Source organism: Isoptericola haloaureus, from assembly GCF_036689775.1.
GTDB classification, from domain to species: domain Bacteria; phylum Actinomycetota; class Actinomycetes; order Actinomycetales; family Cellulomonadaceae; genus Isoptericola; species Isoptericola haloaureus.
Genome location: NZ_JBAGLP010000116.1, coordinates 142,091 through 164,111 on the forward strand (window position 1 = coordinate 142,091; position 22,021 = coordinate 164,111).

The 22,021-nt window shown below is 73.4% G+C and carries 19 protein-coding genes; 8 read left to right on the forward strand and 11 right to left on the reverse strand.

Annotated elements, in window-relative coordinates; genetic code table 11:
* The first annotated feature begins 36 nt into the window (after positions 1-36).
* Complete coding sequence (locus V5O49_RS06170; protein WP_332901465.1) at positions 37-1,836, forward strand: glycoside hydrolase family 35 protein; 1,800 nt, start codon at positions 37-39, stop codon at positions 1,834-1,836.
* Between the two features lie 13 nt (positions 1,837-1,849).
* Here the strand turns inward: V5O49_RS06170 and V5O49_RS06175 are convergent, their stop codons facing one another.
* On the reverse strand, positions 1,850-3,145 hold the full coding sequence (locus tag V5O49_RS06175; RefSeq protein ID WP_332901466.1) for a glycoside hydrolase family 6 protein: 1,296 nt from the start codon (positions 3,143-3,145) through the stop codon (positions 1,850-1,852).
* Positions 3,146-3,380: 235 nt separating this feature from the next.
* On the opposite strand from V5O49_RS06175, the gene V5O49_RS06180 reads away from it, so the two are divergent.
* Positions 3,381-3,677, forward strand: a complete 297-nt coding sequence (locus V5O49_RS06180) for a type II toxin-antitoxin system VapB family antitoxin (protein WP_332901467.1) — start codon at positions 3,381-3,383, stop codon at positions 3,675-3,677.
* Between the two features lie 37 nt (positions 3,678-3,714).
* Positions 3,715-4,389: a LytR C-terminal domain-containing protein gene (locus V5O49_RS06185; RefSeq protein WP_332901468.1), complete on the forward strand. Its 675-nt coding sequence runs from the start codon at positions 3,715-3,717 to the stop codon at positions 4,387-4,389.
* 60 nt (positions 4,390-4,449) lie between these two features.
* On the opposite strand, the gene V5O49_RS06190 is transcribed toward V5O49_RS06185, so the two are convergent.
* From V5O49_RS06190 to V5O49_RS06215, 6 genes are all read right to left on the reverse strand, one after another.
* Positions 4,450-5,775, reverse strand: a complete 1,326-nt coding sequence (locus V5O49_RS06190; protein WP_332901469.1) for a uracil-xanthine permease family protein — start codon at positions 5,773-5,775, stop codon at positions 4,450-4,452.
* A gap of 75 nt (positions 5,776-5,850) precedes the next feature.
* Complete coding sequence (locus V5O49_RS06195) at positions 5,851-7,986, reverse strand: glycosyl hydrolase (protein ID WP_332901470.1); 2,136 nt, start codon at positions 7,984-7,986, stop codon at positions 5,851-5,853.
* A complete protein-coding gene (locus tag V5O49_RS06200; RefSeq protein WP_332901471.1) occupies positions 7,983-8,714 on the reverse strand; it encodes an HlyD family secretion protein in 732 nt (243 codons plus the stop codon). Before V5O49_RS06200 ends, V5O49_RS06195 begins: the two co-directional genes overlap by 4 nt.
* Positions 8,711-10,462, reverse strand: coding sequence for a glycosyltransferase family 2 protein (locus tag V5O49_RS06205; protein ID WP_332901472.1), 1,752 nt, complete (start codon positions 10,460-10,462; stop codon positions 8,711-8,713). Before V5O49_RS06205 ends, V5O49_RS06200 begins: the two co-directional genes overlap by 4 nt.
* A gap of 316 nt (positions 10,463-10,778) precedes the next feature.
* Entirely contained in the window at positions 10,779-11,702 is a 924-nt protein-coding gene (locus V5O49_RS06210; protein WP_332901473.1) for an LLM class F420-dependent oxidoreductase, read from the reverse strand.
* 8 nt (positions 11,703-11,710) lie between these two features.
* Positions 11,711-12,328, reverse strand: coding sequence for a mycothiol-dependent nitroreductase Rv2466c family protein (locus V5O49_RS06215; RefSeq protein WP_332901474.1), 618 nt, complete (start codon positions 12,326-12,328; stop codon positions 11,711-11,713).
* 238 nt (positions 12,329-12,566) lie between these two features.
* On the opposite strand from V5O49_RS06215, the gene V5O49_RS06220 reads away from it, so the two are divergent.
* Positions 12,567-12,797 carry a hypothetical protein gene (locus V5O49_RS06220; RefSeq protein WP_278235522.1) on the forward strand — a complete coding sequence of 77 codons (231 nt, stop codon included), beginning with the start codon at positions 12,567-12,569 and terminating at the stop codon, positions 12,795-12,797.
* Between the two features lie 214 nt (positions 12,798-13,011).
* Here V5O49_RS06220 and V5O49_RS06225 read toward each other — a convergent pair whose 3' ends face one another.
* The 3 genes from V5O49_RS06225 to V5O49_RS06235 are packed head-to-tail and all read right to left on the reverse strand — an operon-like array spanning position 13,012 to position 16,146.
* Positions 13,012-13,584, reverse strand: a complete 573-nt coding sequence (locus V5O49_RS06225; protein WP_332901475.1) for an ECF transporter S component — start codon at positions 13,582-13,584, stop codon at positions 13,012-13,014.
* A 22-nt stretch (positions 13,585-13,606) separates the two neighbouring features.
* Positions 13,607-14,371, reverse strand: coding sequence for an energy-coupling factor transporter transmembrane component T (locus V5O49_RS06230; protein ID WP_332901476.1), 765 nt, complete (start codon positions 14,369-14,371; stop codon positions 13,607-13,609).
* Positions 14,368-16,146 carry an ABC transporter ATP-binding protein gene (locus tag V5O49_RS06235; RefSeq protein WP_332901477.1) on the reverse strand — a complete coding sequence of 593 codons (1,779 nt, stop codon included), beginning with the start codon at positions 16,144-16,146 and terminating at the stop codon, positions 14,368-14,370. The genes V5O49_RS06230 and V5O49_RS06235 overlap by 4 nt, the downstream gene beginning before the upstream one ends.
* A 126-nt stretch (positions 16,147-16,272) precedes the next feature.
* On the opposite strand from V5O49_RS06235, the gene V5O49_RS06240 reads away from it, so the two are divergent.
* The 4 genes from V5O49_RS06240 to V5O49_RS06255 all read left to right on the forward strand — a co-directional run bounded on the left by V5O49_RS06240 (position 16,273) and on the right by V5O49_RS06255 (position 20,556).
* Positions 16,273-18,273 carry an ABC1 kinase family protein gene (locus tag V5O49_RS06240; RefSeq protein WP_332901478.1) on the forward strand — a complete coding sequence of 667 codons (2,001 nt, stop codon included), beginning with the start codon at positions 16,273-16,275 and terminating at the stop codon, positions 18,271-18,273.
* Positions 18,274-18,313: 40 nt separating this feature from the next.
* Entirely contained in the window at positions 18,314-19,096 is a 783-nt protein-coding gene (locus V5O49_RS06245; protein ID WP_332901479.1) for a TetR/AcrR family transcriptional regulator, read from the forward strand.
* Positions 19,097-19,106: 10 nt separating this feature from the next.
* Positions 19,107-19,805 carry a nicotinamide riboside transporter PnuC gene (gene pnuC / locus V5O49_RS06250; protein WP_332901480.1) on the forward strand — a complete coding sequence of 233 codons (699 nt, stop codon included), beginning with the start codon at positions 19,107-19,109 and terminating at the stop codon, positions 19,803-19,805.
* 61 nt (positions 19,806-19,866) lie between these two features.
* Complete coding sequence (locus V5O49_RS06255) at positions 19,867-20,556, forward strand: GOLPH3/VPS74 family protein (protein WP_332901481.1); 690 nt, start codon at positions 19,867-19,869, stop codon at positions 20,554-20,556.
* Positions 20,557-20,686: 130 nt separating this feature from the next.
* Here the strand turns inward: V5O49_RS06255 and V5O49_RS06260 are convergent, their stop codons facing one another.
* On the reverse strand, positions 20,687-21,946 hold the full coding sequence (locus V5O49_RS06260) for an acyl-CoA dehydrogenase family protein (protein WP_332901482.1): 1,260 nt from the start codon (positions 21,944-21,946) through the stop codon (positions 20,687-20,689).
* Between the last annotated feature and the right edge of the window lie 75 nt (positions 21,947-22,021).

Here is a 22,021-nt window from a genome sequence, read left to right on the forward strand (position 1 = left end):
CGCCGTTTCCCGGTCCGCGCATGGTTGAATCGGTTCATGCCACGCTTCGACATCGGCGACGAAGACTTCCTGCTCGACGGAGAGCGCCTGCAGATCGTCAGCGGCGCGCTGCACTACTTCCGGGTGCATCCCGACCAGTGGGCCGACCGGATCCGCTCCGCCCGGCTCATGGGGCTCGACACCATCGAGACGTACGTGGCGTGGAACCACCACTCCCCCGTACCCGGCGAGTTCCGCACCGACGGCCGCCGGGACCTCGCCCGCTTCCTCGACCTCGTCGCCGCCGAGGGGATGCACGCGATCGTGCGTCCCGGCCCGTACATCTGCGCCGAGTGGACCGGTGGCGGCCTGCCCGCCTGGCTGCTGGCGGACCCCGCCGTCGGCGTCCGGCGTGCCGAGCCGCGCTTCCTCGCGGCGATCGGCGACTACTACCGCGCCGTGGCCGAGATCGTCGCGCCGCGGCAGGTCACCCGGGGCGGCTCGGTGCTGATGATGCAGGTCGAGAACGAGTACGGCGCCTACGGCGACGACCCCGTCCCGGTGCGCCAGGAGTACCTGCGCACGCTGGCCGGGATGCTGCGCGACGCCGGGATCGAGGTCCCGCTGTTCACCTCCGACCAGGCCGACGACGAGCACCTGTCCCGCGGCAGCCTGCCCGAGCTGCACACGACGGCGAACTTCGGGTCCCGCAGCCCCGAGCGGCTCGCCCTGCTGCGCCGCCACCAACCCACCGGGCCCCTGATGTGCATGGAGTACTGGAACGGCTGGTTCGACTCGTGGGGTCTGCACCACCACACGACCGCGCCCGACGCGACGGCGCAAGACCTCGACGCCCTGCTCTCGGCCGGCGCGTCGGTGAACCTGTACATGGTCCACGGCGGCACGAACTTCGGTCTCACCTCCGGTGCCAACGACAAGGGCGTCTACCGCCCCATCACCACGTCCTACGACTACGACGCCCCGCTGGCCGAGCACGGTGCACCGACCGCGAAGTACCGGCTCCTGAAGGAGGTCGTCGCCCGGCACCGGGACGTGCCGCCCGAGTCGCCCGCCGCGGTTCCGCGCACCCCGCAGCTCGACGTGACGCTGGACCGGGCCGTCCCGCTCGACGACGTCGTCGGGCTGCTCGGTGACGCGCACCGGAGCGAGCACCCGCCGACCCACGACGACCTCGGGGCGTGGGACGGGTTCGTGCGCTACGCGACGCAGGTCCGCGCCGACGACGCCGTCGTCACCGTCCAGGAGGTCCGCGACCGCGCGCTCGTCGCGCTCGACGGCGAACCGGTCGGGCTGCTCGACCGGACGGCGGGCATCCACGCGGCCGCCCTGCCCGCCCGTGCCGGTGAGCTCACGCTCCTCGTCGAGGACCAGGGCCGTGTGAACTACGGCTCCCGGATCGGGGAGCCCAAGGGCATCCTCGGCCCGGTCCGCACGGCGACGCGTGAGCTCACCGGCTGGGACACCACGCCGCTGCGGTTCGACGACGACGGCGGCGTGCTCCGCACCGCGGTCACCGACGCCCTGCGCGCCGCGCCGCCCTCCGAGGTGACGCCGCCGGGCCGCCCGCTGGCCGGCCCCGCCCTCGCTCGCGGCACCTTCGCGAGCGAGGCCGGGGTCGACCACTTCCTGCGCCTCGACGGCTGGACCAAGGGCGTGGTGTGGGTCAACGGCTTCTGCCTGGGCCGGTACTGGCACGCCGGGCCGACGCGCACGCTCTACCTGCCCGGGCCGGTGGTCCGGGTCGAGAACGAGATCGTCGTGCTCGAGCTGCACGGGGCGACGACGCGCACCGTGCGGTGCGTGCCGGGCCCCGACCTCGGGCACACCGAGGAGTAGGACCCACCGGCCCTCAGAGGGCCGGGACCGCCAGGTCGATCAGCTCGTCGGCCTGCTCGACGAACCACTCGCCGGCCGGCGGGTCGACGATGCCCCGCTCCGGGTCGAGCGGGCCGCCGGTGCCCCGGAAGCACTGCCCGTCGGACTCGCCCGGCACCTTGATCCACAGATAGCCGGCCACGAGCGGGTCGCCGACGTCGAGCGTCGGACGTTCGCCGAGGCCGCGCTCCGGCGGGTTGCACCAGTCCTCCGGGTCGCTGTAGCTGTTCGGGGACGTCGACGGGTCCCAGGGACCCTGGCCGTTGCGCGAGGTGTCGACGACGAACGGCACGCTGGGCTCGACGTCGCCGAGGGCGGCGGCATAGCGGGAGTCGATGCCCTGGGTGTTCCGGTCCAGCGGCACCTCGTCGACGGGGCCGCTCGACCACTCGGCGTAGGGCGTCATGGCCGCTCCTTGCCAGTCCGTCGCGGGGCCCCCGTTCCAGTACTGGTTGCCGCAGTCGCCCAGCGCACCGCCGACTTTCGTGACCAGCGCGAGGCACGAGCTGATCCACCGGCCGTACGCCTCGGAGTTGACGGTGTACTGGTAGTTGGAGGCGTTGAGGAAGAAGCCGTCGGCCCGCTCGATCCCGGCCTTCAGCAGCCGGTCGGTGTTGTCGCCGACGTTGAGCCACCCGCTGTGGCCGGCGTCCAGGTAGACACGCGTGCCGGGCAGCTCGCCGAGGGTGTCGACGGCGTCGCCGAGCATCGCGAACCGCTCGTCCGCGGCGGTCTCGGGGTCGGCCTCCTCGGGCTGGCACCACTCCTGCGTGCCCTCGAACGTCGTGTACCAGGGGATGATGCCGAGCCCGTCGGGCTCGAGGATCACGACGGCCTGCTTGTTCCCGATCCCCTGCGCGAACCCGTCGATCCACGCCTCGTACTCGGCCGGGCTCGTCGCACCCCCGGCGGAGTACTGGGCGCAGTCCCGGAACGGCAGGTTGTACGCGACGAGCACGGGGATCTCGTCGGCGGCGTGGGCGTGCACGACGACGTCCTTGACGTCCTGCTTGATCTCGACCGGCGTGCCGCCGGTGAACCAGGTCGCCGTGGGGACCGCGGCGAGGGCGACGGCGTCGGCCCGCGCGTCCCCCACGAGTCCGAGCTCGGCGACGTGCTCGAGCGTCGAGCTCTCGGGGTTCACCCAGAGCCGCGGGTCGTCGGGGGGTGGCGGGTCGGCGAGGGCGGGTCCGACGGAGAGCGCCGCGACGGTCGTGGCGGCGAGAGCGGCCGCGGCCAGGGCCGCGCGGGTGCGGAGGTGGCGGGACATGGAGATCTCCTTTGATCCGGTTGCTGTCCGCGGACCGTTGTGAGAGCGCTCCCACAACGATCACGTCTCCCAGGTTCGACCGACGACACTCCTCCCGTCAACGGCAGAGCGCCCCTGGCGGCCGACAATCACCCGCGCGCGGACAAAACGGGCCGGTCGTATCGTGACGCCATCGTGACCATCCATTGACGTGTGCACCCGGACGGTGTCGTCGGCTGCGCCTACGATGACATCCATGATCTTCAAGGCCGTGGGCGACGGGCGCCCCTACCCCGACCACGGGCGCGAGGAATCCATGGACTGGTCGGACGTCCCTCCTCGGCAGGTGCGCCTGGACGAGCTGGTCACCACCAAGCGCACTCTGGACCTCGACGCCCTGCTCGCCGAGGACTCGACGTTCTTCGGCGACCTCTTCGCGCACGTCGTCGAGTACCGCGGCACCCTGTACCTGGAGGACGGCCTGCACCGGGCCGTCCGCGCCGCGCTGCAGCAGCGGCCCATCCTGCACGCCCGTGTCCTGACGGTGGGCTGACCCGCCCGATCCGGTGAATCTCAGGTAGTTTCTTCGCGTGACCACACCAGCCCAGGACCCGGCGCGCGTCACTCGTCGCCGCCGCAAGCACGAACGGCAGGCCGTCGTCTTCGGTCTCCTCATCGCCCTGCTGGTGGTCCTGGGCCTCGGAGCGCTCGCCGTCTACACCGACACGATCGAGGCGCCCTTCAGCGAGCCCATCCACACGCCGAGCGCCGCCGCGGCGACCATCGAGCCCGCGTGCCTGCCGGTGAACGAGAGGTGGCCGGACGGCGCCCCGCCGATGCAGTACAACAACGTCAACGTCCGCGTGTACAACGCGGCCGACATCAACTTCAACCTGGCCGGCGCCAACGCGGACGTGCTCACCGAGCGCGGCTTCAACGTCCGCGACACGGGTGACTTCACCTACGAGATCGAGGGCCGGTCCGAGATCCGCTACGGCGTCAAGGGGATCCGCGAGGCGTACACGCTCGCCGCGCAGTACGCGGACGTGCGCCTGGTGCTGGACGACCGTCCCGGGGAGTTCGTCGACCTGCTCGTCGGCCAGGAGTGGCGCGAGCCGCTGCCGGTCGAGGAGGTCCCGCTGGAGAACGGTGAGCCGATGGCCAACCTGCCCGGCTGCCTCCCGGCCGAGGAGATCGACCCCATCCCGCGCGAGTACGGGTACCAGCGGGGTCCGAACGCGGACGACAGCTCCGAGGAGGCCTGAGGGGCCCGAGCCTCGGGCCGACAGCGCTTCCGGCCGAGCCCGCCTCGGGCCGGTCGCGCCTCAGGACGACCGGTCTGCGGTCTCGTCCGTCTCCGCGGGCGGCGCGGCCGAGGCCGGCGACACCACGTCCGGCGTCGTCCCCCGCCACCGGCCGATCCACCGCATCCCGTGGTACAGGACGAGCGCCGCCGCTGTACCGAGGGCGATGCCCTCGAAGGCGAGGTCGCCGACCGCCCACGTGTAGTTCGCGATGGCGATGACCAGCGGGACCGCCGCCGTCGTCAGGTTCACCGGGTCGCCGAAGTCGACGCGGTTCTGCACCCAGATGCGGAAGCCCAGCACGCCGATCATCCCGTACAGGATGGTCGTCACCCCACCGAGCACCCCCGGCGGCACCGTGTTGATCACCTCGCCGAACTTCGGCGAGAACGACAGCAGCAGGGCGCCGATCCCGGCGACCCAGTAGGCGGCCGTCGAGTAGACGCGCGTGGCCGCCATGACCCCGATGTTCTCCGCGTACGTCGTCGTGCCGGACCCGCCACCGGTGCCGGCCAGGGTCGTGGCGACACCGTCCGCCAGCAGCGCCCGGCCCATCCGGTCGTCGAGGTTCTGGCCCGTCATCGCCGCGACCGACTTCACGTGGCCGACGTTCTCGGCGATCAGGACGAACACCACGGGGAGGAACAGGCCGAGCACGCCCGGCTCGAAGCTCGGGGCGGTGAACGTGGGGGCCCCGAACCAGCTCGCGTCCTGCACCGCGGTGAAGTCCACCTCGCCCCGCACCGCGGCGAAGGCGTACCCGACGAGGACGCCCACGAGGATCGCCAGCCGTCCGAGGATGCCGCGGAACAGCACCGAGACCAGCACGACCGCGACCAGGGTCACCACGGCCGTGGCCGGCGCGATCTGGAAGTTGCCCCAGGCGGCCGGTGCCAGGTTGAGCCCGATGAGGGCGACGATCACGCCGGTGACGATCGGTGGCATGACCAGGTCGATCCACCGCGACCCCGCCAGGTGGACGACCACACCGACGACCGCGAGCAGGACGCCCGTGACGAAGATGCCGCCGATAGCGGCCGCCTGCCCGTCCGAGGCCGTGGCGGCGCTGATCGGCGCGATGAACGCGAAGCTCGACCCCAGGTAGCTCGGCAGCCGGTTCCCGGTGATCAGCAGGAAGCCGATCGTCCCGATCGCGGAGAAGAACAGCGTCGTCGACGGCGGGAACCCGGTCAGCAGCGGCACGAGGAAGGTCGCCCCGAACATCGCGACGATGTGCTGCAGCCCCACCCCGATCGTCCGGGGCCAGGTGAGCCGTTCGCCCGGCGCGACGACCGCTCCCGGGGAGATGCTCGCGCCGTCGCCGTGCTTCGTCCAGCCCAGCTGCATGATGCTCCGTTCGTGAACCCTGGTGAAGACGCGCTCACCCTATCGGCGCAGCGCGGCCTCGGACCGCCGGCGGCCTCAGGCGGCCTGCTGATGCAGCCAGGCCAGCATCCAGGACCGGGTCGAGCCGTCGTCGACCCGCTCGGCCGGCAGCTCGCGTGCCACCTCGAGGGCCGACGCCGCATCGTCGGGCCCGAGCAGCCCGGCGTACATGAGCAGCTGGTCGCCGAACATCACGTCCCACGCCGACTCCTGCGCCCACAGGTCGTCGGTCCCCAGCGCCTCGGCCAGGTTGTCCCGCACGCGCTCCGGGTCGTCCCCGAGATAGGCCGACGCCCCGGTGACCGGCAGCACGACGATCCCGAGCGCGGCGCTCTGCTCGGCGGAGAACCAGGTCGCCCGCTCGCGCTTGCCGTCCCACACCAGCGAGGTCACGTCGGCCTCCAGACCCTCGGCGGCCGGGTCGGACCGGTCGAAGTCCGTCCAGTAGGCCCGGGCCGACGCCGCCTCCAGCGACAGCATCCACCGGGCCTGCGCCGTCAGGCCCCGGTCCTCCAGCCCGGCGGCCGCGCGAGCGTCCGCCCACAGCGCCAGCCCGTGCCACGCCGACACCGCTTCGGAGGCGGACTCCTGGTTGTTGCCGTCCCCGAACGGCGACGGGCCGGACGCCCAGGAGTGCCCCATGACGACGTCCAGGGTCCGCAGCGCCGGGATCGGCGGCCCGTCGTCGGCCGGCACGTCGGCCGCGGCGGCGACGTCGGCGGCGAGCAGGTCGACGACCGGGGCGACCTCCTCCGCGAGCGCCGCGTCGTCGGCGGCCAGCACGCCCGCCGCGTAGAGGAAGTAGCCGTAGTGGAAGTGGTGGTCGTTGCCCTCCTCCGAACCGAACGACGTGGCCTGCCCGACGACGGTCCGCAGCGTCGGCTCCCAGGTGAAGCAGCGTTCGGGACGCTCGGTGCAGCCGTCGGGGTCGGTCCACAGCCGCAGGTCCGTCAGCAGGCTCTGGCGCAGGTCGGCGGCGACGTCGTCCAGACCGAGGTCCCGGGCGAGGGTCCACAGGTTGGCGTCGCGCGCCAGCGCCTTGCCGCCGAAGTACGTGTCGGCCGGGCGGGTCTCGTCGAGCACGCGCTCGGCGTCGGCGGCGACCTGGTCGACGAGCTCCTCGCGGGCGGACCCGTCGATCCCGGACAGGTCCAGGCCGACCACCGGGTCGCGGGCCGTCGAGCGCCACGACAGCTCCGAGCCGAGGCAGACGTCGACCGTACCGAGCACGGTGGCGTACGTCCCGAGCCCGCAGGTGGCGTCGTCGGCCACGTCGCGCTGGTGCGGGAAGCGCACGACGACGGCCGGGCCGCCCGACGCCGTCGCGTACCCGACGGAGGTGGTCACGGCGTCCGGGTCCGTCGCGTAGCCGACGGTGGACGCCTCGACGGGATCCGAGGCCGCCTCCACCAGGTCCCCCAGCGTCTCGGCACCCTCGGCGGCGTCCGGGGCGACCAGCCAGGCGACCGACTCGCCCGCGTCGAGCTCCAGGGTCGTGCCGGCCTCGTCGAGCGCGGCGCCGACGTCGGTCCCCGCCACGCCCGTCAGCACGTGGTCACGTCCGTCGACGTCGGTCGTGGCGGTTCCCTCGGGCAGGCCTGCGCCCGCGTCGACGCCGAACGCCCGGCTCAGCCCCACGGGGTGCGCGGCCCGCGCGGTGTACCGCACGACCGGGGACCCGCGGGTCAGGTGCAGCGTGCCCCGGACGGACTCGTCGCCGGCCACCAGGTCGACCGACACCGTCGCGGCGTCGTACCCGGTCACGACGCCGGTCACGCCCTCCCCGAGGTCGATCTCGACCTGCGGGGCGTACGCCCCGGCGACCAGCGTGCCGTCGGCCCGGACCTCGGGCAGCCCGTAGGCGAACCCGGAGGCGGTGAGCCCGACGGCGAGCGGGAGCGGGAACACCGGCTGCGCCTCGTCGCCGAACACGAGGCCGGAGAACCACCGGTTCGTCGGCGGCGGCAGCCCCTCGGCCAGCCGCAGCGTGCCGGGCTCCCGCTCGACCGTCGGGAGCACCCCGGGGTCGACCGCCGGCGCCTCGGCACCCGCCACCGAGCCGGTGCGCGGGGCGGAACCGGACGAGGCGTCCGTCCCGGCAGGCTCCGCCGTCGTGCACCCGGCAGCGGCCATGCCCACGGCGAGCAGCAGGGCGATCGCGCGACGTGTCACAGACCGATCCTCTGCAGGAACCGCTGGAACGCCAGGTCGACGTCGGCCATCGCTCCCTCGTCGTGCAGCTCCACGCTCGCGACCACGGGCGTCCCGGGCAGGACCAGGCCGTCACCGGCCTGCTGCTCGAGCGTGGCGCTGTCGATGACGACGGTCGCCTCGGCGCGGTTGCGCGTGTTGGCGACCGAGATCGACTCCACCTCTCCCGGGACCTCGCGCTGGTCCGGCATCGTGATGCTCACCGGGGCGCCCGGGGCGATCCGGGCGAAGTCCGCCGGGTCGAGCAGGAGCTTGGCGTCCACCGTGGTGGACCCCTCGCGGTGCAGCCGGGCGATGACGTCACCCGCCTGGACGAACCCGCCGGGGGTCGAGCTGATCTCGGCGACCGTGCCGTCCGAGGGGGCGACGACGGTCATCTCGCCGGCGTCGGTGACCTCGTACGTCGTCGCCTTGCGCGAGACGACCCCGATCGACAGGTCGTGCGCGAGCAGCAGGCTGCGCATCGTGAAGACCGGGTCGCCCTCGTCGACGGCGTCGCCAGGTTCCACGTAGGACTCGACGATGGTGCCGGCGTAGTCGGTCCCGACGGCGACCTCCTCGGCCACGATCGTGGCCTGGGCCGAGGTGGCCTGGCTCTCGCGCCGGTTGAGCACCAGGGTGAGCGTCGCGCAGAGCGCGAGCACGAGCACGACGCCGACGGCCAGCTTGATCCGCGTGGTCCAGGTCATGCGGCACCTCCGACGGTGACGGTCCGGGTGGGAGAGTCGGCGGCCCGACGGGCGCGTCGACGGTGCGCGCGGCGGGCGCTGCGTCGGGCGCCCATCGCCTCGCGGTGCTCCTTGGCGGCCGTGACGAGGAAGCCGCCGAGGATGATCGTGTTGGTGAGGTTCCAGGCGAGGGACAGGTTCGGCACCGGGTCGCCCCAGTGCTTCCAGAACCCGACCGCGGAGGTCACCGCCAGGAACACGAAGCAGAGCGTCTGGGGGATGATCACCTCGAACGGGGAGGTGGCCCCGCCTGCGCGTCCGGTGACCGACCAGGCCTGCTGCTTGCCGGTCAGGGCGTTCCAGAACGCCTTGACGTAGATCGGCCACGACACGGCCGCCAGCAGCAGCACCTCCCACCGGAACGACCCGAGGGTGAAGAAGGCCAGGGCGATCTGCAGGCCGTAGAAGCCCAGGTAGTACAGCGCCCACGTGCCCACCGACACGTCGAGCTGCATCGGGGTCAGGTCCAGGTAGATCGTCAGCGGCGGCACGAGCAGGAGCAGCAGCGGCGCGATCCCGGACAGATAGTGGGTCGAGGTCACGAAGTACTGCAGCCGCTGGTCGACGGTGAGGTTGCGTCGCGGGGACAGCGGGTTGTGCTGCAGGAGGATCTCGAACCCGCCGGTGGCCCAGCGCAGCTGCTGCTTGGCGTAGGACACGATCGTCTCCGGGGTGTCCCCGACCGCGAGCGTCTGCGGGATGTAGATCGACCGCCACTCGCGCTCGTGCAGGTGGATCGACGTCCAGACGTCCTCGGACTTGGAGTCCGTGCACATGCCGCCGATGTCGTCGATGGCCTCGCGGCGGAAGACCACGTTCGTGCCGACGCAGAAGGCCGCGTTGAAGCGGTTCCGGCCCGGCTGGACGAAGCGGTAGAAGACCGCCTGCATGTAGCCGGCGCCGCGGGAGATGAGCGAGTTCATGTTCCCGTAGGTCTGCGGCGACTGGACGAACGCGACCTCGTCGCGGACGAAGAACGGCACCGTCTCGGTCAGCAGGTCCGTGCGGGGCACGAAGTCCGCATCGAGGATCACGAAGTAGTCGCCCTTGGCGATGCTCAGCGCGTGGTTGACGTTGCCGGCCTTCTGGCCGCCGCTGGACAGGCGCCGGATGTACCGGGCCCCGAGCGTGGCCGCGAGGTCGCGGACCTCGTCGTCCCGTCCGTCGTCGAGCACCCAGGTGCGGTGCTCGCCGTGCACCGCGACCGCGGCGCGGACGGTGCGGGCGATGGTGTCGACGTCCTCACCGCACGTGGTGATGAAGATGTCGACGGTCACCGGGCGGTCGTGCAGGAACATCCGCCACCGTGTCGGCTCGTCGGTGGCGCCGTCGCGCAGGATCTCCGGGGCGTCGAACAGCCGCTCCCGGGCCTGGTGGTAGGGGAAGTCGCGCGGGTCGTAGCCGGAGGAGAGCACCGTCCACATCGCCAGCAGGGCGAGCATGAGCAGCACGGACTCGGCGACGAGGACCAGCGAGTAGGGCAGCCAGTCGCCGCGGTGGTCGGGGTTGAGCAGGAAGACCGCGTACGCCACGGCGCCGAGGGTCGCCAGCAGCATGATGAGCATGAGCGACGGCGAGTGGGCGGCGGCGTTCGCGTCACGGCGGCGGGCCGCGGCGCGGGGGTCTCCCTGGATGGTCGTCGTCGGGGTGGCGGTGGGGCTGCCGGCCGGAGGCGGGAGCTCCGGGGCTCGAGGGTCCAGCGTGGTCATCCGGGTGTCCCTTCGGGAGGGGCGGTCATGACGTTGCTCGAAACGCCACGAGGTGGGCCCCCTCGTCGGGGACCCACCTCGTCGTCTGCTCATCACGCTAGAGCGGGTACGCGGACCTCGTCTCGGGGGAAAGCCGTTCCCCCGAACATCTCCACCAACCGGCAACACCCGAGCACACGCGGTGCAACGGCCCGTTCACACGGGCCGCCGTCGGACGCCCGCCGCCCGCACATCCGCTGTGGGCATGAAATCTGCAGCCTCGAACGGGGTCCGGGGTGCAGATTTCATGCCCACAGCGGGTGGGAGTGGCCTCGGGTCAGAGCTGCGGGGCGATCTCCCGCGCCACGAGCTCCAGGTGGTCGAGGTCCTGCTGGTCCAGGACCTGCAGGTACACCCGCTCGACACCCTGCTCGCGCAGGGACGCCAGCCGGTCGACGGCCTCGGGGACGCTGCCCGCGATGCCGTGCTCGCGCAGCTCGGCCGGCTCGCGCCCGATCGCGTCGGCACGGCGGGTGAACTCGGCCTCGTCCTTGCCGACGGCGAGCACCAGCGCCACCGACTGGGTCAGCGAGTCGGAGGCGCGCCCGGCGTCGGCCAGCGCCTTCTCGATGACCTGGATGCGGGGGCCGATGGCGTCGATCTCGGGGAAGGACTGGTTGTACTCGGTCGCGAACCGGGCCGCGATCCGCGGCGTGCGCTTCGGCCCGCCGCCGCCGACGATCAGCGGGATCTGCGCCTGGGCGGGCTTGGGCAGCGCCGGGGAGTCGGTGAGCGTGTAGTGCTCACCGGCGAAGTCGAAGGTCTCCCCGACCGGCGTGCCCCACAGGCCCGTGAGGATCTCGAGCTGCTCCTCGAGCAGGCCGAACCGCTTGTCCGGGAACGGGATCCCGTAGGCCGCGTGCTCGGCGGCGAACCACCCGGTGCCCAGGCCGAGCTCGACCCGCCCGCCGGACATCTGGTCCACCTGGGCGACCTGGATCGCGAGGATCCCGGGCAGGCGGAACGTCGCGGACGACACGAGGGTGCCGAGGCGCACCGTGGACGTCTCCCGGGCGATGCCGGCGAGCGTGGTCCAGGAGTCGGTGGGGCCGGGCAGGCCGTCCCCACCCATGGCGAGGTAGTGGTCGGACCGGAAGAAGGCGCTGAACCCGAGCTGCTCGGTCGCCTGCGCGACGGCGAGCTGGGTGTCGTACGAGGCGCCCTGCTGGGGTTCGGTGAAGATGCGCAGGTCGAGCGTCATGGTGCTCCTCAGGCGTGGACCGGGTGCTCGTCGCGGGACCGCTTGAGCTCGTAGAAGTGGGGGTTGCCGGCCATGGTGACGGCGGCGTCGAACAGGCGGGTCGCCTCCTCGCCGCGCGGCACGCGGGTCAGGACCGGGCCGAAGAACGCGACACCGTCGACGTGCAGCGTGGGGGTGCCGACCTCCTGGCCGACGGGGTCCATGCCGGCGTGGTGGGAGGCCGCCAGCGCCTCGTCGTACGCGTCGCTGGTGGCGGCGTCGGCCAGCTCGGCGGGCAGGCCGGCCTCGGCGAGGGACTCACGGATCACGACGTCGACGTCCTTGACGTCCTGGTCGTGCCAGCGGGTGCCGAAGGCCGTGTAGTACGCCGACAGGGCGTCGTGGCCGTGGTCGGTCTGCACCGCGGCGGCGACGCGGCCCTGCGCGCGGCCTGCCTCGACCAGCGCGCGGTACTCGGCGGGGATGTCCTTGTCCTTGTTGAGCAGGTACAGGCTCATCAGCTTGAACGTGAGGTCGACGTCGCGGTGCTGCGCCACCTCCAGCGCCCAGCGCGAGGTCACCCAGGCGAAGGGGCAGGTGGGGTCGATGTAGACGTCGACGACGGGCGTGGTGTCGGTGGAAGTCATCACCGGCACGATACCCGGGCACCCGAATCGGTTCGAGGGCATCGTGCGGCATCTCACGCCGCCGCTGCCGCCTCGGCGTCGTCCCGTCGCCACGTCGCAACCCCGTCGCGCGTCGCCCGTCGCCATGCCACCCCGTTGCGCGAGATCGACCCTCCCGGACCGAGATCGACGCACGGTGCGTCGATCTCGTCCGTACGGGTCGATCTCGCGGGTGCGGCGGGTGGGTAGGCTCGGCGTCGTGCTGTCGATCGTGCGCAACGTCCGCTGGGCGAGCGTCCTGACCGTCGTCGTGGCGGGGGCGTTCACCCTGGTCGCCCTCTTCGCCGCCCTGCGCGGACGACCGTGGGCCTGGGTCATCTTCGGGCTCTCCGCGGCCGTGCTGATCCGCGAGGTCCGGTACCTGCAGCGGGACCGACGGCGGCACGCCGGCTTCGACGCCCCCGACCGCCGCGACAACCCGCCGACGTAGGCAACTCTCCCGCGAGGTAGGCAACCTTCCGGCGAGGTAGGCCAAGCCGGGACGAGGAAGCACAGCGCGGTGAACCTCCCGGCCAGGCTGTTGCCTACCTCGGAAGGAACTTGCCTACCTGGGCAGAGAGTTGCCTATCTCGGCAGAAACTCGCCTACCTCGGCAGAGGATTGCCTACCTCGGCAGAGGATTGCCTACCTGGGCAGAGAGTTGCCTACCTCGGCAGGGCCTCGGACACCTCGCGGTCGGACGCCGGGGGGAGCCCACGGGCGACACCCGCCCGGGCGAGCCGCTTCGCGAGCAGCAGCCCGACCCCGGTGCACAGCACGAAGCTGCCCATCATCAGCACCACGAACGCCACCAGCACGGTCGTGCTCATGGTCTCCATGCCGAACGCCGCCCAGCCCGAGGCCACGTAGGCGGCGCCGAACACCAGGGCGTCGACGTAGAACAGCCACGGCCGCCACACCCGGTACCGGGTCACGAGGAACGCCAGCTCGACCGCGACGCCGGCCATGAGGCAGGTGACGATCGACCAGGCACCCACCGGGGAGGCGGAGCTGATGACCCCCGCCACGAACGTGGTCAGCACCGCGGCGCCCGGCCGGCGGACCAGCGCCAGGGCCAGCACCGGACCGATCACCCACAGCCCGACCAGCGGCGCGTAGGCGAGCGGGGCGGCGGCCGCCAGCGGGGCGCTGACGAAGTTCGCGGGGACGAGCAGCACGCCCACGGCCGCGCCGATGGCGGCGCAGGTCATGAGGTAGCGGGTGGTCAACGACGACATGGGGACTCCGGGGTCGGGACGGTCAGACGGAGGCGGCGAGCAGGACGCAGGCGGCGGCACCGGCCCACAGGACGGCGAGCAGGACGAGGTCGCGCGCACCGAAGGGCACGACGACGCGCTCGGTCCGGGTCGGGTGCGCGCCGAAACCGCGGGACTCCATCGCCAGGGAGACCCGTTCGGCGTGCCGGATGCCGCCGGCCAGCAGGGGGACGACGTACCCGGCCTGGCGCTGCACGGCGCCGACCGGCCCTCGTCCCGCGGTGACCCCGCGCACCCGGTGGGCGCCGCGGACGACCTCCAGCTCGTGGGAGAACCGCGGCACGAACCGCAGGGCCGCGAGCGCCGCGTACCCGACGCGGTATGGCAGCCGCAGCTGCTGGGTCATGGCCCGCACGAGGTCCGCGCCCGACGTCGTCAGCCCGCCGAGCAGCACGAGCAGCAGCAGCGCGGCGGTCCGCACGGCGGTGGCCAGACCCGTGGCCAGCGCGCCGGACCACACCTCGAGCGGCCCCACCCGGGCCAGCAGGGTGGTGTCGTCCACGGTCGCGGGGTCGGTCAGCAGACCGAACGAGACGGTCATGACCGCCACGAGCGCGACCGTGCCCAGCGCGACGGCGGCGAGCACGCGCGGACGCTGGTGACCCAGCAGCGCCAGGAGGGCGAAGGCGAGCAGTCCGACGAGCGCCGGGGTGAGCACGTCGCGGGTCGTGACGACGTAGATCATCACGGGGATCGGGCCGAGCACCTTGACCAGCGGGTTGACGGTGCGCAGGTCGAGCACGCTCATCGGCCCACCTCCGCCAGGGCGGGGGTGAGCGGCAGGTCCGCGAGCCGGGTCACGGCCCGCCAGGCGGGGTCGCGCAGGCCGCGGGTGGCGCGGGCCAGCGGCGGGGGTCGCAGCCCGGCTGCGGCGAGCAGGTCGGGCCGGCCGAGCACGACGTCGGGACGTCCGTCGGCCACGACGCGACCGTCCGCGAGCGCCACGACGCGGGTGGCGTGCTCGGCCACGAGCTGCATGTCGTGGGAGACCACGACGACGGTGGTGCCGTCGTCGTGCAGCGCGGTGAGCAGGTCGAGGAGCTCGACGGCGCGCTCGCGGTCCTGGCCGTAGGTGGGTTCGTCGAGGACGAGCACCTCGGGGCGGCAGACCAGCGCGGTGCCGACGGACAACCGGCGCTTCTGACCGCCGGAGAGCCAGAACGGGTGCCGGTCACGCAGAGCGGTCAGGCCGAGGCGGTCGAGGACCTGGTCGACCCGGTCGGCGACCTCGTCCGCGGGCAGGCCGCGGGCGCGGAGCCCGACGGCGAGCTCGTCGTCGACGCGGCCGGTGACGAACTGGTGCTCGGGGTTCTGGAACACGAAGCCGACGGCGGCGGTGAGGTCGCGCACGTCGGCGCGCCGGGGGTCGAGCCCGGCGACGCGGACGGTGCCGGCCACGTCGCGGCGCCGGGGACGCAGCACACCGGTGGCGAGCTGGGCCAGGGTGCTCTTGCCGGCGCCGTTGGCGCCGACGACGGCGAGGAGCTCGCCGCGGCCGACGGCGAGGGACACGTCGTCCAGGACGGTGCGTCCGCCGCGGCGCACGGTGAGGTGGTCGACGGTGAGCACGGTGTCGCGGACCGGCTCCGGTGCCGCGGCGGCGGTCGGGGGCACGACGGTCGCCGGGGCGGGCAGCCGCCCGGCGGTGTCGAGGCGCTCGAGCCCGGTGGCGAGCTCGTCGGGGGTCAGGGGCAGCGGGTCGAGCCGCACCCCGGCGGCGCGCAGCCGCAGGCCGGCGAGCGTCGCGGTGGGCAGCCACACGCCGAGGGCGGCCAGTCGCTCGGCCTGCCCGGTGAGCACCTCGCGCGCGGGGCCGTCGGCGGCCGGGCGGCCGGCGCCGTCGAGCACCACGACCCGGTCGGCGAACGCGGCGGCGACGTCGAGGTCGTGCTCGACGAGCAGCACGCCCCGGTCCCCCGCGGCGACGACGGAGCGCAGGACGGCGTACACCTCCTCGACGCCGGCGGGGTCGAGGTTGGCGGTGGGTTCGTCGAGGACGAGCATCCGGGCCCCGGCGGCGAGCGCGCAGGCGATCGCGAGCCGCTGTCGTCCGCCGCCGGACAGCACGGCGGGGTCGTCGCCGCGCCGCTCCCACAGCCCGACCTGCCGCAGCGCGGTCTCGGCCCGGGCGAGCACCTCGTCGGCGGGCCGGCACAGGTTCTCCGGGGCGAAGCAGACCTCGTCGAGCACGGAGCCGGTGACGACCTGGGCGTCGGGGTCCTGGAAGACCATCGCGACGTCCCCGGCGAGCTCGGGCGTCCGGGTCGTGGCGACGTCGCGGCCCGCGGTGGTCACGGTCCCGGTGACCTCGGCGGGCACGACGTGCGGCACGAGCCCGTTGGTGGCCAGCGCGAGGGTGGACTTCCCGCAGCCGGACGGCCCGAGGAGCAGCACGACCTCCCCGGGCGCGACGGCGAGGTCCACGGCGTCGGGCGCGGGCGCGCCGAGCGTGTGGCCGCCGTCGTCGTGCGGCACGTGGTGCCGCACGCGCAGGCCGCGCACGTCGAGCAGGGGGTGGGTCACCGGGTCAGGATAGGCAAGCCTCACCTGGTCTGGCGAGTCCCTGTCTCGCCCGCCGGACGACGCGACGCGGGTGGGCGGCGCCCGTTGAACGCGCCGAGCGGGCCCCGTTGCGCCACAGTGGTCGTCATGTCCTGGCTCTCGGGTCTGTTCGCCCTGGTCGTCACGCTCGCCTCCGGGCTGCTCCTGGCGGCCGCCGCACGCCGCACGCTCGACGCCCCCGTGGGCTGGATGCGCTCGATCGCCACGACGCTCGTCGTGTTCGGCCTCGGCTCCGCGCTGCTGGAGACGGGCACCGACGCGCTGGCGGTGGACATCACCAGCACCGGGTCGGCGCTCGGCCTGGGACTGCTGCTCCTGGTCGCCTGGGCCTGGATGTTCGCCGTCGCGCTCGGCGTGCTGCTCGTCCTCGAGGTCCTCGTGCCCACCGGGCGGCTGCCCACCCCGCTGCAGGCGCTGCGCGGCCTGCGCGAGGGGCGGCAGGAGTCCCGCCGGTACGCCCAGGTCGTGGCGATCCTCGTCCGGCGCGGCCTGGGCGGGTTCCTGCGCCGCGGGGCCGACGGCGAGACCGAGCGCTCGGCCGGCGCGCTCGCCGCGCACGCCCGGTCGTTGCGCCTGGCGCTGTCCGACGCCGGCGTGACCTACGTGAAGTTCGGCCAGATGCTCTCCAGCCGCCGCGACCTCGTGCCCGACGTCGTCGCCGACGAGCTCACCCAGCTGCAGGCCCGGGTGCCGCCCGAGTCCTGGGAGACGGTGCGTGCCGCCGTCGACGACGCCCTCGGCCGTCCCCTGGAGGAGGCGTTCGCGCGGTTCGACCGGACCCCGCTCGCCAGCGCCTCGGTGGGCCAGGTGCACACCGCACGGCTGCTCGACGGGCGGGAGGTCGTGGTCAAGGTGCTGCGACCCGGCGCCCGCGCCCAGGTCGAGGTGGACCTGCGCATCCTCGGCCGGCTCGCCCGGCGGCTGGAGCGGGACACCCAGTGGGCCCGCTCGCTGGGCGTCGTGGGACTGGTCGCCGGGTTCGCGGCGTCGCTGAGCGAGGAGCTCGACTACACCGTCGAGCTCGGCAACACGCTCAACCTCGACCGGGCGCTGGCCGCGACGTCCGGGGGTGTCGACCCCCGCGTCCAGCTGCCCGTCATGCACCCGGAGCTCTCCGGCCCGACGCTGCTCGTCATGGACCGCATGGAGGGGGTCCCGCTCGGCGAGGCCGCCGACGTGCTCGCCGAGCTCGACGCCGAGGAGCGTCGGCACATGGCGGACTCCCTGCTCGGCAGCGCGATGCGCCAGCTCGTGGTCACCGGCGTCTTCCACGCCGACCTGCACCCCGGCAACATCCTCGTGCGCCCGGACGGCACGCTCGGCCTGCTGGACCTGGGCGCCGTGGGCCGCATGGACGAGTCCGAGCGCATGGCGCTGGGCGCGTTCCTGCTCGCTGTCCAGGGCGACGACTCGATCGCGGCCCTCGACGCCCTGCGCGAGCTGCTCGACCAGCCCGGCCACCTGGACGCCCGCGACGTCGAGCGGCGGCTCGGCGCCATCATCGTCCGGTTCCGGCACGGCACGGGTCCGTCCGGCTCCGGCGACCTGTTCGGGACGATGATCTCCCTGTTCGCCGACGCCGGCATGACCGTCCCGCCCGGCCCCGCCTCGGCGCTGCGCACGATGGCCTCGCTGGAGGGGGCGCTCGCCCTGGTCGCGCCGGGCTACGACCTCGTCGCGGCGGCGCAGGAGATCGGCGCGCCGCTGCTGAAGTCCACGATGGGCCCCCGCGCCGTCCGGGACCGGGTGACCCGCCAGCTCGCGGGGATGGCGCCGTCGCTGCAGCGCCTGCCGCGACGCCTGACGCAGGTCGTCGAGGACCTCCAGGACGGGAACCTGACCGTCACCGTGCGCTCCTTCGCCCACCCCGAGGACCGCACGTTCCTCACCTCGCTGGTCCAGCAGCTCGTCACCGCGGTCATCGCCGCCGCCTCGCTGGTGGGCGCCGTCCTGATGATCGTCTCCCCCACGGGACCGATGCTCATGCCCGGCATCGACCTGTACTGGGTGCTCGGCGCGGGCCTGGCCTTCGTCGGCACGCTGCTCAGCGTCCGGGTCCTGGTCTTCGCGCTGCGCGCGCGGCGGTGAGAATCCCGCTCCCGGCGCCCGGCGGAGTAGCCTCCTGCCCATGACCGCCGCACGGACGCAAGCTCACGCCCAGGCCGTCGACGCCGCCATCGACCTGTTCTCCCGCCAGGGTTACGAGCGGACCACCGTCGAGGAGATCGCCGACGCCGCGCAGGTCAGCCGGGCCACGTTCTTCCGGCGGTTCCGGTCCAAGGAGGACGTGGTCTTCGCCGACCACGAGCTGCTGCTGGAGGAGGTCGTGGTGATGCTCGCCGCGACGCGTCCCGAGGCCCGGGCCAGCGAGGAGGCGAACAACCGCGACGCCGCGTGGGACCCCGCCGTGGACCCGTACCTGGAGGTGTGCCGGGCCGCGCGCCTGGTCTTCGACCACCACGTCGGTCAGCGCGAGACCTCCCTGGCCCGGCACCGGCTGCTGCAGCAGGTCCCGGCCCTGCGCGACCGAGAGCTCGTCACCACCCACCGCTACGAGCGGGCGTTCACCGCCTACCTGCGCGACACCCTGCCGGCCGAACGGTCGTCGTCGACGATGTCGATCGCCTTCGCCGCCTCGGTGGTCGCCGTCCACAACGCGGTGCTGCGCCGCTGGTTGCGCAACCCGTACCTGGACCTGCGACCCGACCTGGAGGAGGCGTTCGCGGACCTGCGCCGCGTCGCCGCCGCGCCGACGGAGGCGACCGCCGACCCGGCCGCGCTCGCCCCGTCGGAGGCTCCCCCGGAGCCGGACGGCCGCGGACCGGGCAGCAAGCGCGTGGTCGTGGCCGTCCTGGAGGAGGGCGCCGGGCCGGACGACGTCGCCCGCGCCGTCCGCGACGTGCTCGCCTGAGGGGGCTCCGATGATCGAGTGGTTGTTCGACGCCACCTTCACGATCGGCGACGAGCAGATCCTGTGGCGCGAGGTGATCGGCAACGCCTTCGGGCTCGCGTCGGCCCTCGGCGGGATGCGCCGCAAGGTGTGGGCGTGGCCGGTGGGCATCGTCGGCAACGTGCTGCTGCTGACCGTGTTCCTCGGGTCGGTGTTCGGCGACGCGAGCCGGGCCGACATGCTCGGCCAGGCCGGCCGGCAGGTGATGTTCATCGCCGTGTCCGTCTACGGCTGGATGCGGTGGCGCGAGACCCGGCGCCAGGACCTCGAGGTGCGCGCGGACGGCAAGGTGCCGTCGTCGGGCGCCGAGGGCGTGCACCCGCACTGGGCGACGTGGCCGCAGCGGGCGTTCCTCGTCGGGGCGATGGTCGTCGGCACGCTGGCGCTGACGCCGCTGTTCCGGGCGCTCGGCTCCTACGAGCCGGTGTGGGCCGACGCGTGGATCTTCATGGGCTCGTTGCTGGCCACCTACGGCATGGCTCGCGGCTGGGTGGAGTTCTGGCTGGTCTGGGTCGCCGTCGACCTGGTCGGGGTGCCGCTGCTGTGGTCGGCCGGCTACTTCGCGACGTCGCTGATGTACGTGTTCTACGGCGCGTTCACCCTGGTCGGCTTCTTCGTGTGGTGGCGGGTGCACCGCCGCGAGCAGTCGGCCGTGCCCGAACCCGGCTGACCGCCGGATCTCCGTCGCGCGAGGGAGGCGCCGCGTCCGGCCGGCGCGCGAGGATGGACGCATGCTCATCGCCGAGGACCTGCTGCTGCTCACCTACGACGACGACACCGGCACCCCCGACGCCTGGGTGACCAACCTGGACTACCGCCTCGGCGGTGCGCTGCTGCTCGAGCTCGCCCTGGCCGGTCGCGTGGACGTGGCCGGACCGGGCACGACGACGGCCGCGGGCTCGGCCGCGCGGGCCGGCACCGTCGTCGTGGTGGACCCCTCCCCCACGGGCCACCCGGTCCTGGACGGGGCGCTCGCCGTCGTCGGACGCCGGCCCCGCAAGCCCAAGGACCTCGTCGCGCCGCTGTCGAAGGGCGTGCGACGGTCCCTCCTGGACGGGCTGGCCGAGCAGCGGGTGCTGCGCCGCGAGGAGGGTCGCGTGCTGGGGATCTTCCCGCGCACGACGTGGCCGGCCGCGGACTCCTCGCACGAGCTGGCGCTGCGCGCCGAGTGCGAGGCGGTGCTGCTCGGGTCCCGGCAGCCCCGCCCGGAGACGGCCGGGCTGCTCGCGGTGGCGCAGGGGACGTCGCTGGTCAAGCGGCTCGTGCCGCGTGAGCATCGGCGCGACGCCGAGGCGCGCGCGAAGCAGCTCGTGAGGTCGTCCTGGGCGCACGAGGCCGTGAAGAAGGCCGTGGACGAGATCAACGCGGCGGTGATGACCGCGGTGATCATCCCGGCCGCGGTCGGGTCGAGCGGGACCTGAGCGCGGGACGACGGAGCGCCGTCCCACGTCGTGGTGGGACGGCGCTCGCCGGGTGTGCACCGCCTCGCCGGCTGGTGATCGGACCAGCAGGTGCACGGGCCGGCGTCGATCCACGCCGGGGTCCGGGGGGTCAGGCGAAGGAGGAGATCCCCGTGAGATCGCGGCCGATGATCAGTGCGTTCATCGACTCGGTGCCCTCGTAGGTGTGCAGCGCCTCGATGTCGGCGAAGTGCCGCGCCACGCGGTTGCCCAGCAGGATGCCGTTGCCGCCGAGCATGTCGCGGGCGATCGAGGCGACCTCGCGGGCGCCACGGGTGCAGGTGTACTTGGCCAGCGACGCCTGTTCGCCGGTCAGCTCGCCGGCCTCGGCGAGCTCGGTCAGCCGACCCACGAGCAGCTGCATCTGCGTCACGGTGGACAGCATCCGGGTCAGCCGCTCCTGGACCATCTGCCGGGCGGCCAGGGGCTTGCCGAACTGGACGCGCTGCGTGGAGTAGGCCAGCGCGGCCTCGTAGCAGGCGACGGCGTGCCCGACGGCGGACCACGCGACGGTCAGCCGCGTCGCGAACAGCACGGCGGAGGTCGCCTTGAACGAGGTGGCACCGGGCAGGGCGGCGTCGGCGGGCACGAACACGTCGTCGAGCTCGATGTGCGCCTGCCAGATGGCACGCAGCGACATCTTCCCCTCGATGGTGGTGCCGGTGTAGCCGGGGGCGTCCTGCGGGACGATGAAGCCGTGCACCTGGCCGTCGCCGTCCCCGGCGCCCTCGGCCGAGTCGACGAGGCGGGCCCACACCACGGTGATGTCGCCGCAGGAGCCGAACCCGATCCACTTCTTCTCGCCGTCGAGCACGTAGCCCTCGACGCCGTCGCGCACGGTGCGCCGCGCCGTCGTCTCCAGGGAGACCGAGTCGGAGCCGTGCGTGGGCTCGGTCAGGGCGAAGGCGCCGAGGATCTCGCCGCGCGCCATCGGCTCGGCGTACTGCTCGACCTGCTCGGGCGAGCCGTGCATGACGATGGAGCGCAGCGCCAGCCCGCCCTGCACGCCGCAGATCGTCGCGACGGAGCCGTCGCCGCGGGAGATCTCCATGCTGGCCAGCCCCTCGGCCATGAGGGAGACCGTCGGGCGGCCGGCGACGTCGACGCCGTCGCGGAGCAGGTCGTGCTCGGCGAGCTTCTTCACCAGGTCGAACGGCACCTCGGCGCGCTCCCAGTACCCGTCGATGACCGGCAGCACCTCGTCCTGGACGAACCGGCGGGCGCGGAGCTGGTGCTCGCGCACCTCCGGGGCGACGTCGGCGAAGGCGCGGGCGTAGTCGACGTCCGAGGGTGCCGAGAGGTCGTAGTCGGGCGCGGTGACGCCGATCTGGGTGGGTGCCGGGCGGCTCATGAGGATCTCGCTTTCCACGGGGGCGGCCGCGCCGCCGCAGAGGCTGGTGACGACGGCGTCGGCCTGCCTCCATCA